Origin of the sequence: Bacillus sp. 2B09, assembly GCF_003946835.1 — a bacterium.
In the GTDB taxonomy this organism is placed as follows: Bacteria; Bacillota; Bacilli; order Bacillales; family Bacillaceae; genus Bacillus; species Bacillus altitudinis.
In genome coordinates, this window is sequence record NZ_RPSG01000003.1 from 360,467 (window position 1) to 374,619 (window position 14,153).

A 14,153-nucleotide genomic window follows, 5' to 3' on the forward strand; every position below is an offset into this window, starting at 1 on the left:
ACAAATGATACAAGCCTATGAATACAATCAGCAAAATGAATTGATCAGACCTATCGAAGTGTTCGAAAGGGATGATGAAGGAAATTATATTATTCCAGAGCAATGCACAACAATTGCACCACCCAATAATCCTTCTTTTTATAAGGCTGCATTTGATGTGAAAAAACAACAATGGTATGAATCAGCGACACAGGAGTATATAGCCAGCCTAAAATCAGCCCCTCTCCCGCCAAGTGATATAGAACTTTTAAAGAAACAAAATGCTTTGTTATCAAAACAATTAACGCAGCTATTAGCTATGCAAAAAGTAGGTGCTTCAGATTGATGTTTCCAACTGTAGCGGATATTAAACAATTCTGGGACTGGCAGTGTTACGGCCCAGAGGACATTGCATTTTATGTAAGCATTGGCTGGATCTCGGCAGAAGACTATCAAAATATAACTGGAGAAATATACAAAGCCTAATGGCTTTATTTTTTTGCCGGAAAGAAGGTGATTCAAATGGAAGTAGATGTCGTTCAAAACTTAATGACACAAGGCCCATTCGCCGTTCTTTTTTGCTGGATTCTGTTTTATGTTCTCAACACAACAAAAGAACGAGAAAACAAACTCAATGAGCAAATCGAGGCGCAAAATGATGTGTTAGCAAAGTTTAGTGAGAAGTATGACGTCGTGATCGACAAGCTCGATAAAATTGAACGGAATTTAAAATAGGAGGAAAACATCATGAAAACATTCGACAAAGGCACTGTGATTCGCACAGTGCTTCTTTTTATTGCGCTTATCAACCAAACGCTTGTCATGTTTGGACAAACGGTGCTGCCGATTAGCGAGGAGCAAGTGCAAACCGCAGGAGAGGCACTATATGTGGCAGGTTCCACAATTTTCACTATGGTCACTGCCGTGATCGCTTGGTTTAAAAATAATTATGTGACCTATAAAGGTCAATTGCAAAAAGATGCCCTGAAACAAAGAGGGTTAACAAAATAATTCTTAAAGGAGAAACAATATGGTGAAGATCATTCAAGCACTCATCCCAAAACAAAATCGCAACAGACCAGGAAACAGGATGAAGCCGCTCTATATTACGGTGCATAATACATCGAACACTGGACGGGGGGCTGATGCGGCAAATCATGCAGCATTTGTTGCTCGGGCAAGTACCGGGGTTAGCTGGCACTACACGGTCGATGATCAGGTCATTTATCAGCATTTACCTTTAAACGAAAATGGCTGGCACGCAGGAGATGGCAGGGGAACCGGCAATATGAAATCAATTGGAATTGAAATTTGTGAAAATGCAGGCGCTAACTTTGAACAGGCTGTTAAAAACGCCCAATGGCTTATTCGGAAACTGATGGGGGATTTAGGAATTCCTTTATCAAACGTGGTGCCACATAAGCATTGGAGCGGGAAAGAGTGTCCGCGTAAGCTGTTAAATCGTTGGGATGGCTTCAAGGCTGGTATTGCATCAGCATCAAGTCAAATGACAACAGCTAAACCGGTGAAAGAAACATCTATCAAAACCATATCAACGAGATCAACATCTAAAACCAACAAGGTCAAAAAAACATACAGTTTGCCCGCAGGTATTTTAAAAGTGACGAAGCCTCTTACAAAAGGGTCAGCTGTAAAAGCCGTACAACAAGCCTTAGCATCGATTTATTTTTATCCTGATAAGGGAGCGATCAATAATGGAATCGATGGGTACTACGGACCCAAGACTGCGAATGCAGTGTCTCGATTTCAAATGATGCATGGGTTAACCCCAGATGGCATATATGGTCCAAAGACCAAAGAAACATTAAGAAAGATCATAGAAAGTTAACACATATGGAATGGATCAACTCTTATTTATTATAAAAAAGTAAAATAAAACCATTTTTGGTGTTATTTGTTGTATAATGGTAAAAATGAATGGAGGGGTTGTATGAAGCGGATATGTGTAATGATGTCTCTTTGTTTCATTGTCATGTTCCATTTTAATATGGAAAAGGTTGCAGCTAAGACCATTTATCGAGAAGTAGAAGTTGATTTCATCATGACGGAACAGGAAAAAGATCTGTGGGTACCAGGAGGTCAAAATAATCCTGAACAATATCCATCTACTTATGGCTACCAATTTTCTATACTAAATGCAGAGGGTTGTACTTTAGAGGTGACACTCTACAGAACATCCTTATCAGGAACGGATTTTCCGTCATCAGTCAAAGAGTATACAGGTAACCAATATGATCTAAGTGCAACAGACCGAATTTTATCAAGTGGGCGCTACATTTATAGACCCCATGGTATTAAACTGACTAAAAAAGAAGGCTGTGGGGATGTTGAGATAAAAGGAGTCTTTGGTTATCAAATTCAAGAACCAGACAAATAAGCTTTTATGAGTAAAATCAAATGAAAAAGCCTATCCATCATTGGATAGGCTTTTGATAATGGAGCATAGCGGGATCGAACCGCTGACCTCTACGCTGCCAGCGTAGCGCTCTCCCAGCTGAGCTAATGCCCCGAAGTATTGCGACATAACTTATGATAATCAATCCTCCTGTAAAATTCAAGCTGTAAAACACAAACACCCCGGCTATTTTTCTTTCTGATCAATCGGAATATAGTCAAAGATTTCTCCCGAATGAACCGAGTGGGCTAATCGTCTAAGCCAGTCATAATAGGCTTTTGAGCTTTCAAGCTGTTCAATGAGCTGTTTCGCTTCCTCTTTTTCATGTTCCTCCGCCTGATCATCACGAGCTACATCTTGAAGGCGTTCTTGCGCTTCTTCAATCGCTGCTAGATTGACCTCAACCTCTCGTTCCCATTTTTGCGGGAAGAAGTTCATGAAAAACTTAAAAAAGTCTTTCTCAGCAACAAAGCTGTGTTTTCTTCGGCCGCGGTGAAAGGTCTTTTTGACAATATTCATGTCTTGCAGTTTTTTCACACCCGTACTCATACTAGGCTTACTCATTTGCAGCTCTTCACGCATTTCATCCAGCGTCATTTCCTCATTTAAATACATCGTTCCATATAGAATACCCGCACTTCTAGTAATGCCATAGAGATCCATTGTTTCAGCGATGGAATCAATGACGAGATCTTTAGCAGCTAAAATGCGTTCTTCTGCTTGTGGCTGTTCCTGCTTTTTCATCTTGTCCCTGCTTTCTATTAAGTGAATTCAATACGTTCAAAAAAATCTTTATGGACTATATGTTAACGAAAGAATGCAAAATGTCAAAATAAAAGAAGCATATCCACCCTTTGACAGAAAAATTTGAACATGTTAAGTTAATTATGTTCAAAACGTTAAATTTTTATTTAACAAACTTACCAAAGAGAATCAGAGGAGGTTCCTTCTATGAGTCAAACACTATTTATCGATGGACAATGGGTTGGCGCTAAGAGTGGCGACACAAGAGATATCATCAATCCATTTAATCAAGAAGTGATCGCGACAGTCAGTGAAGGATCAAGAAATGACGCACAGTTAGCCATTAAGGCAGCAAGAAAAGCCTTCGATCAAGGGGACTGGGCAAACCTGCCTGGACTTGAAAGAGGAAATATTGTGTTCAAAATTGCGGAATTGATTAGACGAGACCTTGATGAATTAGCCAAATTAGAATCACTTGATACGGGTAAAACATTAGAGGAAAGCAAAGCAGATATGGACGATATTGCGAATGTATTTCAATATTATGCAGGTCTTGCTGATAAGGATGGCGGGGAAATCATTGCATCTCCTATTCCAAACTCAAAAAGCGAATTAGTCCGAGAACCTGTCGGTGTATGCGGTCAAATCACTCCTTGGAACTATCCATTGCTTCAAGCGAGCTGGAAAATCGCTCCTGCCCTTGCAGCTGGAAATACAATCGTACTAAAACCAAGTGAAATTACACCATTAACCACGATCAAAGTTTTCAAACTTATGGAAGAAGCGGGTGTTCCAGCAGGCGTTGCCAACTTAGTGCTTGGACCTGGAGCAACTGTTGGCGATGAGCTGGCTGTCAATGACCAAGTCGATTTAATTTCATTCACAGGCGGTATTGAAACAGGTAAGAAAATCATGCAGGGAGCCAGCGGGAATGTGAAGAAAATCGCCCTTGAGCTCGGCGGGAAAAACCCGAATATCGTCTTTCAAGATGCTGATTTAGACGTAGCGGTTGACCAGGCAATGAATGCTGTGTTTTTCCATGCAGGGCAAGTGTGTTCAGCAGGTTCACGCTTGTTAGTGGAAGAATCCATTCACGATGAATTTTTAGAAGAACTGGTGAAGCGTACGAAAAAAATCAAGCTAGGCAACGGCTTTGATGAAGGAACCCAGAGCGGACCGCTCATCTCAGCTGAGCATCGAGAAAAAGTAGAAAAATACGTCAGCATCGGTTTAGACGAAGGCGCAACATTAGAAACAGGTGGGAAACGACCTGTTGCAGAGGAGCTTCAAAAAGGATTCTTCTACTTGCCGACGATTTTCTCAGGCTGTACATCAGAGATGCGAATTGTACAGGAAGAAGTGTTTGGACCAGTCCTCACTGTCGAATCCTTCCGATCAGAGGAAGAAGTCATCGAGCTGGCAAATGACACGATTTATGGTTTAGCAGGAGCGGTGTGGTCTTCTGATATCGGCAAAGCCGAACGAGTGGCTCGTCAATTAAGATTAGGCACGGTATGGATCAACGACTTCCATCCTTATTTTGCCCAAGCACCGTGGGGCGGATATAAACAATCAGGTCTTGGACGTGAATTAGGACGTACGGGCCTTGAAGAATATACGGAACTAAAACATTTATATCGAAATACAAAACCAGAAGCGGTTCATTGGTTTAAATAAATATCACTTATCTGGAGGAGATTCTATATGACGTTAAATATGAAAATTGAAAGCATGCAAAAATTCCATACGTTTGAAATTCCGACTGTCATCAAGCATGGCATTGGGGCAGTGAAACATGTTGGGAAAGAAGTGAAAGCATACGGCGTTTCAAAGGTATTGCTTGTGACAGATCCTGGTATTTATCAAGCAGGTGTTGTAGATCCAGTGATTGCTTCATTAAATGAAGCACAAGTTGATGTGGTTCTATTTAATAAAGTAGAGCCAAACCCGCCAGTCCGTTTAGTGAATGAAGGATCTGCGTTATATGAAAAAGAAGGCTGTAATGGTTTAGTCGCAGTAGGCGGCGGCAGTTCAATGGATACAGCAAAGGCAATCGGAGTAGAGGCAACTCATGAAGGCTCAGTCCTTGATTACGAAGCGGCTGAGGGGAAAAAACCGCTTGAAAATAGAATCCCTCCGTTAACCACAATTCCGACAACGGCTGGTACAGGTTCAGAGGTCACGCAGTGGGCAGTGATCACTGACGAAGAAAGGGAATTCAAATTCAACACAGGTGGACCGCTCATTGCAGCTCACCTAACAGTGATTGATCCTGAGCTTCATGTATCTATGCCGCCGCATGTGACGGCAATGACGGGTATCGATGCGCTTGCGCACGCGATCGAATGCTATACGATGAAGTTTGCTCAGCCAATTACAGATGCGGTAGCACTCATGGCCATTGAATATGCTGCTCATTATATTCGCCGTGCCTTTGCCGATGGAGAGGATTTGGAAGCAAGATATGGCATGGCACAAGCTGCGATGCTTGCCGGACTTTCCTATGGCAGTGAATCAGCTGGCGCAGCCCATGCGATGAGCCAAACGCTTGGAGGCATTATTCCAGTCGCACATGGTCAATGTGTAGCGGCAATGATGGGACCTGTCATGGAATATAACTGGAAAGGGTACCCAGAGAAATTCGCTCGAATTGCGCAAGCATTCGGGATTGATACAAGCAGAATGACAACAGAGGAAGCTGCAAAAGCAGCAGTGAATTGGATGTATGATTTAGTGGAAGACCTAGAAGTTCCTTCATTAGAAGAACAAGGTGTACCAAAAGATATGATCGACCGTTTATCTAAAGAAGCAATGAAAGATCCGCAAACAGTTGGAAACCCAAGAGACCTCAACGAAAAAGCATACAACTGGATTTACGCTCGCTGCTTTGATTTAACACCTAAAACAGTGTAACAATGAAAAAAGGCTCCCAAAAGGGAGTCTTTTTTACATCTTATAGCTGTTCTTTAATTTCTTTAATTTGATGAATATGGCGCTTTTCATGTGCGCCGATAAAATCAAGGTATTGCTTTAATGAAAGTTCTTCAAACACAGGATGTGCAATCACGCGTTTGAAATCTTCCTCTGTAAACGTTGATAAAATTTGATTTAATTTCTCACGAGCTGTATCAAGCTCATCTTTTAAATGTGTAGGTGTCACATGCTTGCGCTCTGGTTCAACAATACTAGGCGCGGTGGCTTTTCTTGAACGATCCTCTGCCATTTCCACCGGCTTTGGCTTATATTCTTTAATCGGTGCTTTTTTCCCCTCGGCAGCTAGATGTTTTGCTGCAACTAGGTCCATCTTCTTTAAATGATCTGCAACTTCTTGAATACTCCAAGTATCATCAGATAATTTTTGATTTAATTGTTCTTCGCTCAATCCTTGCAGCTCCTGCCACAATTCTTGTCTTGCTTCATGTAATAAACTCATTTCTCTCACCTCAAGATCAAATTTTATCATACTGGTACAAGACAATCATTCTTTAGCTATCCGAGAAATCCTTTAATGAATTGTGATGAAAAATGAAACCTTTACAAAAGTGGTTCGTATTACCTGTTAGAAGGAATACACTTGGATGTGAGCATGGTCTAAATGAATGAAAGGCTGCTCATTTCATAAAGAAAGGGTGAGGAAGATGGATGTGTTTGGGCTACCTCTTCAGACGCTGTACTTATACATATTGATGGTATCAGGAATCCTGACGCTTGTTTTCGTCTTTTTTGGCGATGTATTTGATGGATTGTTTGAAGCGATTCCTGTCCCGTTCCTTCAACCAACATTGATCCTCGCATTTCTTACCTTTTTCTCGGCTGGAGGATTTATCTCTGAAAAAACAGCAATTGTAGGAAGTGGACTTGGCGCCGTATTATCTGCCATCCTCGCAGTGGTTCTCGTTACTTGTTTAAATGTATTTGTCTTAGTCCCGCTTTCCTCTGCTGAAGAATCTCTTTCATATACGGAGGCCGACCTAAAAGGAAGAACTGGGGAGATCATTGTATCTGTACCAAAAGATGGGTTTGGAGAAGTGCTGTTAATTAGTAACAGCGGAAAAATCTCAAAGCCTGCCGTCAGTTTCGACGAAGAGGAGATTCCATATGGAACCCGGGTGCTGGTCGTCGAAGTGAACAAAGGCGTGTTATCTGTTATACCAAATGAAGAAATCTAGGAGGGAATGCTATGCCAGGAACAACCATATTAATTATTATTGGAATTGTGCTTGTGATTCTCATTGCACTTATTGGTGTATTTGTTTCGAAATACCGGACAGCTGGTCCAGATGAAGCATTAATCGTCACAGGAAGTTACCTCGGAAGTAAAAATGTCCACGTGGATGAAGGTGGAAACAAGATTAAGATTGTAAGAGGTGGAGGTACCTTTGTACTCCCTGTTTTTCAACAAGCAGAGCCGCTCAGCTTACTATCTAGCAAGCTAGATGTTTCAACGCCTGAAGTCTATACTGAACAAGGTGTACCGGTCATGGCGGATGGAACGGCCATCATTAAAATTGGCGGATCAATTGAAGAAATCGCCACTGCTGCAGAGCAGTTTTTAGGGAAAACAAAAGAAGATCGTGAAAATGAAGCAAGAGAAGTACTAGAAGGACACCTTCGCTCCATTTTAGGGTCAATGACAGTTGAAGAGATTTATAAAAACAGAGAGAAATTTTCTCAAGAAGTACAGCGTGTCGCTTCTCAAGATCTAGCGAAAATGGGTCTTGTCATTGTATCGTTTACCATCAAAGATGTCCGTGATAAAAATGGCTATTTAGAATCACTAGGTAAACCTAGAATTGCTCAAGTGAAACGCGATGCAGATATTGCGACAGCAGAAGCAGATAAAGAAACACGTATCAAACGTGCAGAAGCAGATAAAGATGCGAAGAAATCTGAGCTTGAGCGTGCCACTGAAATCGCTGAAGCAGAAAAAATCAATGAGCTGAAAAGAGCAGAATTCAGACGTGAACAAGATACAGCAAAAGCAAGCGCTGACCAAGCGTACGATCTTGAAACAGCTCGTAATCGTCAGCACGTAACTGAACAAGAAATGCAAGTCAAAATCATTGAACGTCAGAAGCAAATTGAATTAGAAGAAAAAGAGATCCAGCGTCGTGAGCGTCAATACGATTCTGAAGTGAAAAAGAAAGCAGATGCGGACCGTTATGCTGTTGAGCAGTCGGCTGCGGCGGAAAAAGCGAAGCGTCTTGCAGAAGCAGATGCGAAGAAATACAGCATTGAAGCAATGGCAAAAGCAGAAGCAGAGAAAGTTCGGATTGACGGGCTTGCCAAAGCGGAAGCCGATCGTGCAAAAGGGGAAACAGAAGCAGAAGTCATTAGGTTGAAAGGACTTGCGGAAGCAGAAGCAAAAGAGAAAATTGCAGAAGCATTCGAACAGTATGGTCAAGCGGCGATTCTTGATATGATTGTGAAAATGCTACCTGAATATGCGAAACAAGTATCTGCTCCACTTTCTAACATTGATAAAATTACAGTTGTTGATACAGGTGGTAACGGGGAAGGCAGCGGCGCCAACAAAGTGACCGGCTATGCGACAAACCTTATGTCCAGTCTTCAAGAAAGTCTGAAAGCTTCCTCTGGAATTGATGTTAAAGAAATTATTGAGAATTTCTCTGGCAAAGGCAATGTGAAACAAAGCATCCAAGAACTGACGAATGAAATCAAACAGCCAAGAAAAAAAGAAATCGCTGATCGTCAAATAGAAGAATAAAAATCAAAAGACACCTTCTGATAGAGGGTGTCTATTTTACTTGGGGCACATGCCGGTGTCTTTTGATAGATGAAGAGAGATTCACAAGAATGCCTGCAGATATCATCATGAACACCAATGAAGATCCGCCGTAGCTAATAAAGGGAAGAGGAATGCCTGTAATGGGGAGAAGCCCAAAGACAGCTCCGAGATTAAAGGCTGCTTGAATCATAATTTGAAAAGTAAGCCCGATCGTTAATAGTTTTCCAAATGGATCTTGTAAACCTTGAACGATTCGAACGGCGCGATACATGATGAGTAGGTAGGCACCCATCACAAACAACAGCCCCATGATTCCCAGCTCTTCACTAATGATGGCCATAATAAAATCTGTATGGGCTTCAGGAAGAAACCCTAGTTTTTGAATGCTTCCGCCTAAACCATTCCCGGTAAGCCCTCCTGAATTCATGGCGAGATAAGAATGGATCAGCTGATAACCATCTCCATCCTCATACATGAAAGGATCACGAAAAGAAGTGATTCGTTTCAAACGATAAGGAGCGGTCACAGCAAAAAAAGTGATTCCTGCCGCAGCCGTCGAACCTAGTAGAATGAGGTGGAGTGTTTTAAGTCCAGCACATAATAAGACGATACCGCAGCTCAATAAAATAGAAACTGCTGTACCTAAATCTGGCTGTTTTAAAATCAATAAAAAAGCTAGACTTAAAAGAAGAAGTGGGGGCAGTACTCCTTTTTTAAAGGATGTGATGTACGCTTGTTTCCTTGCATATACATAGGCGAAATAGATGATCATCACTAATTTCACAGCCTCAGACGGCTGGATGATCAGAGAGCCTAATTGAATCCATCGTTGTGAATTGTTTTTGACAACACCGATTCCTGGAAGCAGGACAAGGAGAAGACATAGCAGTGACAGCATCACAAGCCACCGAATCCATTTACGGTAAGCTTGATATGGAACCAGGGCCGCAGCGATGAAAAAGAAGAACCCAATCAAAAGCCATTGCCACTGTTTCATGAAGAAGTAGCTGCCCTGTCCATATTTTATTTCGCCTAAAGGATAACTCGCACTGTACACCATCAGCAATCCAAAGAAACAAAGACAAACAATCGTCCCAGCAAGAATGTAGTCGATTTTTTTTAGGTGAGAAAGAATCAATGACATCACCTTCAATCCCAGTTACGTCCAAACATGTAGGATGAGGACCTCAAATTGACACTAAAGACAAGGCCAATGGCGATCATATTGGTTAAAAGCGCACTGCCCCCATAGCTGATAAAAGGAAGGGCAAGACCAGTCACAGGCATTAGCCCTACTGTCATCCCAACGTTTTGGAAGACTTGAAAGACGATCAGCCCAACCACCCCAGCACATATATAAAGCCCATAAAGGGTATTCGCATGCATAGCCACATGAATCATTCGATAGACCATCATAAGATATAAACAGATCAATAGGGAGGCGCCGATAAAACCAAACTCCTCGCCAATGACTGCAAATATAAAATCTGTATGGGCTTCAGGGATATTTCCCCCTTGTACTTGATTTCCTTTTGTATACCCGCTTCCTGATAATTGTCCTGACCCAATGCCAAGCATTGCTTGTTTCAGTTGATACCCATATGTCGAATCAAATTCATCAGGGGAGAGCCACCCATAAATGCGATCAAGCTGATGAGGTTTAATCACTTTTGTAAAGTGCTCAAAATGTTCATTGTGCAAGTAGGTCAAAAATGCAAGAAGCGCGAGAAAAGAAGCGATTAATGCAGCGATCATCTTACTTGAAATGCCTGACACAAGCATCAGTGTAAAAGCGATAGACAAGATCACAAGTGCCGTCCCCAAATCTGGCTGAATTAAAATCAGGAAAAAAGGAACAGCGGTCCAGCATATAATTTTCATTGTGGGAATCATGCTTTCTTTAAATGCAAAGCGCTGATGTTTGTATCGATTTAAAATAGCCGCTAACAGAAGAATGACAAAAATTTTCATGAATTCTGATGGTTGTACTTTCATGGGTCCCAAGCTGATCCACCTTTGAGAGCCATTTTGATTCGTGCCAAAAAAATGAACGAGAATGATGAGAAAGAGACCACCTGCAAATAATCGAAAAGATAACCGCTCAAGCAGTTCATAATCAAAGTAAGCAACTGCCGCCATAAGGCCAAAGCCGACGATATACCAGAAAACTTGTCTTTTGACGAAATAAAACATATCTTGCGTTTCATACTGTCCCGATCCGCTATACACAGCTAGTAGGCTGATCACAAAGAAGCAAATGACAGTGAATAATAATGCGAAGTCAATGCTGTTCTGTTTTTTCATGTCTCCGTCACCTGCTATGACCTATTTGTCAGCTGGTTTAATACGACCTGCACCGCTGCAGCGTCATCAATATAGCCGATCGGAAAAATATAATCTGGTATTAAATCAACGGGCATAATGAAGTAAAGTAATGCGCCTCCCATCAACATCAATTCTCGAGAAGTCCCCCGTCCGCTCATGAACGAGCAGTACATGCTTTTCAATTGATCAAGAAATGGCCCAACACCACTTATCGTATCTATCTTTTTTTCAAACTTTGCTGAGATTGTTTCTTTTCCCTCATCTGATTGACTATAGATTTCATATTCATTTAACTTCTGTTTCAATTCATTCTCGCTGAACGTTCCGTCATAGACATCATGATCTTTCAGCGTTCGCTCAATCTCTTCTACCGCTTGAATGAACGTATCACCGTGAACTCTTTCGTTTTTAATTGAAAATCCAGCCGTGATCAATAGATGATCTAAAGAAATGTGTAGAGCATCTGAAAGCCGCTGTAAATGGTTCAAAGTCGGTTTTCTTTTTCCGTTCATGATTCTAGACAGTGTCGCTTTATCAATTTCTGTTTGTGTACTGAGTTCTCTTAATGAAAGAGAACGTATTTGCAGTTGTTCTTTTAAAAACTGCCGAAGCTCAGTTGTTTTAAATTCCATCTCTTTCTTCACCCTTTCCATAAAGTTCAACTCTTCAATAGAAGAAGTCGTACCCAATATATAAGGGTGTTGACAAAATGTCAACGAATATCCATTAGGGATTGAATTTTATAAAATAGCAACTTATCATATGAAACATAGAGTAGGAAATGGCTAAAAGGGGTGTGCAGATGAAGGTTAGACATGCAGTACATAATGATATTCCTAAAATTGCCGAAATTCATGTGAAGAGCTGGCAAACGACTTATCACGGCATTATTTCACAAGAGTATTTAGATGCTTTGAATGTAGAGGAGCGGGAAGAGAGCTGGAGAAGCAGGTCGCTTGAAGGCACGTTTGTCGCAGAGGATGCTGACGGAGTATTTGGTTTTGCTTCCTTCGGAAAACAGCGTGATGAGAGATATTCAATATATGATGGTGAGCTTTATGCCATCTATTTGTTGCAGAGAAAACAGAAATCAGGAGCGGGGATGGCTTTGATTGCAAAAGGTGTGGATTATTTAATAGAGAAAGGCTATCAGAATATGCTGCTCTGGGTATTTGAGCAAAATTCAGCGAAGCAATTTTATCAAAAACTTCAACCTAGTTTTGCCGTCACCAGCCAGTTCGAGCTGGCTGGTGAGAACCATGAAGAAATAGGGTATGGATGGGAACTGTCTGTCCTAAGCGATCATGTTCAACAAATTATATCGTCAGCTTCCAGTAATAATGAGAGAAAAAAGTAAAAAGGGTGGCGAGTAAAATATAAGATATAAAAGGAGAAGCCTCTACTTTTCCTTTCACACCTGCTATTTTTAATGCCTCATAGAAACTTGCCAAAAAGTAGGCGATACTGAGGATGTAACAGCACAGCATAATGGAGTAAGGATTCATTGTCGTACCTCCAGCATGAAATCTTCTACTATTAATAGATTCAATAGAGCAGCAAATTATGCATAAAAAATAACCCGCTGAAACAGCTGGGTTATTTTTGTCGAGGAAAAACCAAACGAGACGCACTAGGAATGAGTAAACAAAGAACAATACTACAAATGATAAATGAAGGAATCATATATGTGCTGTTATAAACTAATGAATACACCCATCCTGGTGTTCCTTTTGGTGCATAATGAGAAAAGAAAACTACACCTGAAATAAAGAACGTCAGCAGTCTGAAGAAACTGGCGACAAATACAGCTAGGATAATATAGAAGAATTGTTTCTTTCGCTTTTTATCCTGAATGGCTTTTTTAATTGATCCTGAGAATAGCCCGCTTAAACAAATCACAACAGATGCGACAAAGTAATCGAGAAATCCTTGTACAGGTGTAGCAATAATAGGATTGTTCATCAGCTGCAGTCCTGCGATTAACACACCGATGATAAATCCAGCAGACACGCCCCATCTAATGGACATGAGAATGACAGGAATCATGATCAGTGCAATTGACCCGCCGTTCGGCATTCTTAAAAAGAGACCTGATAAATAATCTAAAACAAGTGCAAGAGAAGTCATGATGGCGATCTCCATCAGTCGTACTAATTGATTTGATTGCTGCATAAAAAAATCCCCTTTTCACGAATTGTGCAAGGAGAGACCATGTCAGGATGAGTATGTGATTCATAGAAAAACATATCGGCTTGAATACAATGCATGTATGCAAGTGATTCCACATTCCTACTTCAGTATTAACTGACAGGTTCAAAGGGTCAGAACAACGAATTGTTCACTCTCAGCACAAAGCTCCCCCTGCGGTTATTTAATTTCAATCTATTATAAATATACTAAAGACCTACAGGATCAACAATAGTGAATTACGGAGTTAAGCCCTTTTTGTACGAATATATAGGAAGAGATCAAGAAAAATAAATTATTTAGAAAAAATACTTGTTTCTTCTTTTAAAAGGTGTTATATTTGTATTCGCCGCTGAAACAGCGCGGTTGAGAAATAACATTCAAGAAAAAAGTTGTTGACTTCATCTTGATAGAATGTTATATTAATAAAGTCGCCTCTGAGCGAAAATGAAGATGATCTTTGAAAACTAAACAAGACAAAACGTACCTGTTAATTCGAGTTTTTACAAAAAAATCCTATGATACTTCATAGGTAGTCAGTCAAACGCTGACGAGGCAGGAAATGATCACATGCTAAGTTCGCTACATCGTGTAGCAACGCATGTGTGATATGCATCCTGCATACCTCGGAGAGTTTGATCCTGGCTCAGGACGAACGCTGGCGGCGTGCCTAATACATGCAAGTCGAGCGGACAGAAGGGAGCTTGCTCCCGGATGTTAGCGGCGGACGGGTGAGTAACACGTGGGTAACCT

At 41.1% G+C, this 14,153-nt stretch carries 17 protein-coding genes, 1 tRNA gene, 1 rRNA gene and 1 riboswitch; of the genes, 12 read left to right on the forward strand and 7 right to left on the reverse strand.

The features are described 5' to 3' along the window. The first annotated feature begins 4 nt into the window (after positions 1–4). From EBQ12_RS09355 to EBQ12_RS09380, 6 genes are all read left to right on the forward strand, one after another. Positions 5–325, forward strand: coding sequence for a hypothetical protein (locus EBQ12_RS09355; protein ID WP_125589783.1), 321 nt, complete (start codon positions 5–7; stop codon positions 323–325). Further along, positions 325–465, forward strand: coding sequence for an XkdX family protein (locus EBQ12_RS09360; protein WP_039170001.1), 141 nt, complete (start codon positions 325–327; stop codon positions 463–465). The genes EBQ12_RS09355 and EBQ12_RS09360 overlap by 1 nt, the downstream gene beginning before the upstream one ends. Positions 466–501: 36 nt before the next feature. Beyond that, complete coding sequence (locus tag EBQ12_RS09365; RefSeq protein ID WP_017367922.1) at positions 502–714, forward strand: BhlA/UviB family holin-like peptide; 213 nt, start codon at positions 502–504, stop codon at positions 712–714. Between the two features lie 12 nt (positions 715–726). Beyond that, the gene (locus EBQ12_RS09370; protein ID WP_019743388.1) at positions 727–990 is read left to right on the forward strand and encodes a phage holin; all 264 of its coding nucleotides are present in this window, start codon (positions 727–729) and stop codon (positions 988–990) included. A gap of 19 nt (positions 991–1,009) precedes the next feature. Then, entirely contained in the window at positions 1,010–1,828 is an 819-nt protein-coding gene (locus tag EBQ12_RS09375) for a peptidoglycan recognition protein family protein (protein ID WP_125589785.1), read from the forward strand. 102 nt (positions 1,829–1,930) lie between these two features. Then, a complete protein-coding gene (locus EBQ12_RS09380) occupies positions 1,931–2,377 on the forward strand; it encodes a hypothetical protein (RefSeq protein ID WP_017359003.1) in 447 nt (148 codons plus the stop codon). Between the two features lie 59 nt (positions 2,378–2,436). Here the strand turns inward: EBQ12_RS09380 and EBQ12_RS09385 are convergent. Both EBQ12_RS09385 and cudC read right to left on the reverse strand, forming a co-directional pair. Next, positions 2,437–2,509 (reverse strand) — tRNA-Ala (locus EBQ12_RS09385). A gap of 72 nt (positions 2,510–2,581) precedes the next feature. After that, entirely contained in the window at positions 2,582–3,139 is a 558-nt protein-coding gene (gene cudC, locus EBQ12_RS09390) for a choline uptake/conversion transcriptional regulator CudC (RefSeq protein ID WP_045035275.1), read from the reverse strand. A gap of 207 nt (positions 3,140–3,346) precedes the next feature. Between cudC and betB the strand changes: the two genes are divergently transcribed. Then, positions 3,347–4,816 carry a betaine-aldehyde dehydrogenase gene (gene betB / locus EBQ12_RS09395; RefSeq protein ID WP_125589787.1) on the forward strand — a complete coding sequence of 490 codons (1,470 nt, stop codon included), beginning with the start codon at positions 3,347–3,349 and terminating at the stop codon, positions 4,814–4,816. 27 nt (positions 4,817–4,843) lie between these two features. Next, positions 4,844–6,052, forward strand: a complete 1,209-nt coding sequence (locus EBQ12_RS09400) for an iron-containing alcohol dehydrogenase (RefSeq protein WP_125589789.1) — start codon at positions 4,844–4,846, stop codon at positions 6,050–6,052. Positions 6,053–6,092: 40 nt separating this feature from the next. On the opposite strand, the gene EBQ12_RS09405 is transcribed toward EBQ12_RS09400, so the two are convergent. Next, a complete protein-coding gene (locus tag EBQ12_RS09405) occupies positions 6,093–6,572 on the reverse strand; it encodes a DinB family protein (RefSeq protein WP_206428018.1) in 480 nt (159 codons plus the stop codon). Positions 6,573–6,777: 205 nt separating this feature from the next. On the opposite strand from EBQ12_RS09405, the gene EBQ12_RS09410 reads away from it, so the two are divergent. Both EBQ12_RS09410 and EBQ12_RS09415 read left to right on the forward strand, forming a co-directional pair. Then, entirely contained in the window at positions 6,778–7,308 is a 531-nt protein-coding gene (locus tag EBQ12_RS09410) for an NfeD family membrane protein (protein WP_017359006.1), read from the forward strand. 11 nt (positions 7,309–7,319) lie between these two features. Beyond that, complete coding sequence (locus tag EBQ12_RS09415) at positions 7,320–8,867, forward strand: flotillin family protein (protein WP_008344044.1); 1,548 nt, start codon at positions 7,320–7,322, stop codon at positions 8,865–8,867. A 31-nt stretch (positions 8,868–8,898) separates the two neighbouring features. On the opposite strand, the gene ftsW is transcribed toward EBQ12_RS09415, so the two are convergent. Genes ftsW through EBQ12_RS09430 form a run of 3 tightly spaced genes read right to left on the reverse strand, consistent with a single transcriptional unit; the run spans position 8,899 to position 11,866 of the window. Then, positions 8,899–10,032, reverse strand: a complete 1,134-nt coding sequence (gene ftsW, locus EBQ12_RS09420; protein ID WP_420359747.1) for a putative lipid II flippase FtsW — start codon at positions 10,030–10,032, stop codon at positions 8,899–8,901. Between the two features lie 5 nt (positions 10,033–10,037). Continuing rightward, on the reverse strand, positions 10,038–11,192 hold the full coding sequence (gene rodA / locus EBQ12_RS09425; RefSeq protein WP_060781333.1) for a rod shape-determining protein RodA: 1,155 nt from the start codon (positions 11,190–11,192) through the stop codon (positions 10,038–10,040). 14 nt (positions 11,193–11,206) lie between these two features. Then, complete coding sequence (locus EBQ12_RS09430) at positions 11,207–11,866, reverse strand: DUF1232 domain-containing protein (RefSeq protein ID WP_125589793.1); 660 nt, start codon at positions 11,864–11,866, stop codon at positions 11,207–11,209. Between the two features lie 149 nt (positions 11,867–12,015). On the opposite strand from EBQ12_RS09430, the gene EBQ12_RS09435 reads away from it, so the two are divergent. Beyond that, the gene (locus tag EBQ12_RS09435; protein ID WP_024719667.1) at positions 12,016–12,570 is read left to right on the forward strand and encodes a GNAT family N-acetyltransferase; all 555 of its coding nucleotides are present in this window, start codon (positions 12,016–12,018) and stop codon (positions 12,568–12,570) included. 239 nt (positions 12,571–12,809) lie between these two features. Here EBQ12_RS09435 and thiT read toward each other — a convergent pair whose 3' ends face one another. Beyond that, the gene (gene thiT, locus EBQ12_RS09445) at positions 12,810–13,385 is read right to left on the reverse strand and encodes an energy-coupled thiamine transporter ThiT (RefSeq protein WP_007500615.1); all 576 of its coding nucleotides are present in this window, start codon (positions 13,383–13,385) and stop codon (positions 12,810–12,812) included. A 97-nt stretch (positions 13,386–13,482) separates the two neighbouring features. Further along, positions 13,483–13,585, reverse strand: a riboswitch (TPP riboswitch). A 438-nt stretch (positions 13,586–14,023) separates the two neighbouring features. Here thiT and EBQ12_RS09450 point away from each other — a divergent pair. After that, positions 14,024–14,153: ribosomal RNA gene (locus EBQ12_RS09450) — 16S ribosomal RNA — on the forward strand; the annotation flags it as partial.